Origin of the sequence: Streptomyces muensis, from assembly GCF_021474425.1 — a bacterium.
GTDB lineage: Bacteria > Actinomycetota > Actinomycetes > Streptomycetales > Streptomycetaceae > Streptomyces > Streptomyces muensis.
In genome coordinates this window covers 1-1,589 of record NZ_JAKEIP010000559.1, presented here as the reverse complement: position 1 = coordinate 1,589, position 1,589 = coordinate 1, and the positions used below count along the sequence as shown (strand labels likewise).

The following is a 1,589-nucleotide window of genomic DNA, read 5'->3' as shown; positions in this document are numbered from 1 at the left end:
CCTTGGTGGGTGGTCGGCGAGGGGCGATCGGTGGAGCGGGGGCCGTCGGTGCGGGCGGTTCGGTCGGTGGGCGGTCACTGCTGGGCCGTGACCCAGGCCGCGATCTGGCTGCGGTTGCTGAAGCCGAGCTTGCCGAGGATGCGTTCGACGTGGCCCTCGGCGGTGCGGCGGGCGATGACAAGGCGGTCGGCGATCTGCTGGTTGGCGAGGCCCTGGGCGACGAGTTCGGCGACCTCGGTCTCGCGGCGGGTGAGGTGGACGCCGGTCGTGGTGTGGGCGGATCTGGGCCGGGCGGTGTTCGGGTCGCGAGGGACGGTGTCGTGGACGGCGTAGTCGACGGTCTCCGTGAGGTCGGCGCCGAGGCCGCGGCCGCGTTCGTAGGCGCGTCGGTAGCCGGGGGCGCCAAGGGCCGCGCGGGAGCGGGTCTCGCTGTCGCTGCGGGCGGACTTGAGGGTCGCCGATCCCCAGCGGTCGCGGTCGATGCCGGTCCAGGTGTGGTCGGCGGCGCCGAGCAGGACGGCCGCGCGCTCGTGGGCGTCCGTCTCGGTGGCGATGCGGGCCAGCAGGTCGAGGGTGAGGGCGATGCCGGTGACGTCGTGGACGGCGAGTTTGAGGCGCAGGGCGTGGCGGGCGTGGATCTCGGCCTGCTGCCAGTCGCGCTGGACGGTGTGGGCGAGGGCCAGCATCCGCAGGACGTACGAGTGCACCCACTCCTCGCCGTGCCGTTCGCACATCCGGCGGGCCCGCTCGCAGACCTCGACGGCACGGTCGGCCTCGCCCAGGAAGCCCAGGGCGCAGGCGAGTTCGACCTGGTCGAGGCCGTGCAGGCTGAGGTGCTGGCCGGGGACGGGGCCGCGGCCGACGCTGGTCTCGAAGTGCCGCAGCGCGGTCGGCAGGTCGTCCATGAACAGGGTGATGACGCCGATGACGTAGTCGGCGTGCGCCGCCTCCGCCTCGTCGCCCAGGTCGAGGGCGAGGGCGTGGGCGTCCCGGGCGAGGGCGAGGCCCGCGGTGAGGTCCTGGGTGGCGGCGGCGAGGAGCCCCGCGATCCACAGGCCGCGGGCACGTTCCCGGGTGGGGGCCGGGTTGGCGGCGAGGGCTCGGTCGAGCCAGTGGCGGCCCTCGCGGGGGGCGCCGCAGGCGTGCCAGTAGAACCACAGGGTGCCGGCGAGACGCAGGCCTTCGAGGCGTTCGCCCGGTGTGCTGAGGCTGAAGTCGAGGGCGGCTCGGAGGTTGTCCTGGTCGGCGCGGAGCCGGGCGACGATCTGGCGCTGGCCCGGTCCGAACCAGGCCCGTTCGCAGGCGGTGGCTCGGCGCAGCATCCAGTCCCGTTGGCGGCGGCGGGCCGCGGGTTCCTCGCCGGGCAGTCGGCGGAGCCGGTCCAGGCCGTAGTGGCGGAGGGTGTCGAGCAGGCGGTAGCGGATGCCGTCGGGGCCGTCCTCTCGGGAGAGTACGGATTTGTCGACGAGGCCGGTGATGGCGTCGAGGACGTCTTCGGAGTGAATGCGGTCGGTGGTGGCCGCGAGGTCTTTCTCGCCCCCGCCGCCCCTACCCGTCCCATCCCTTGAAGGGGCTCCGCCCCTTCGACC

The 1,589-nt window shown here is 74.3% G+C and carries 1 protein-coding gene; it reads right to left on the bottom strand.

What is annotated here, in order from left to right; all coding sequences use genetic code 11:
* Positions 1-74: 74 nt before the first annotated feature.
* The coding region (locus tag L0P92_RS44315; RefSeq protein ID WP_234768792.1) for an ATP-binding protein at positions 75-1,589 on the bottom strand (1,515 nt) is incomplete at its 5' end.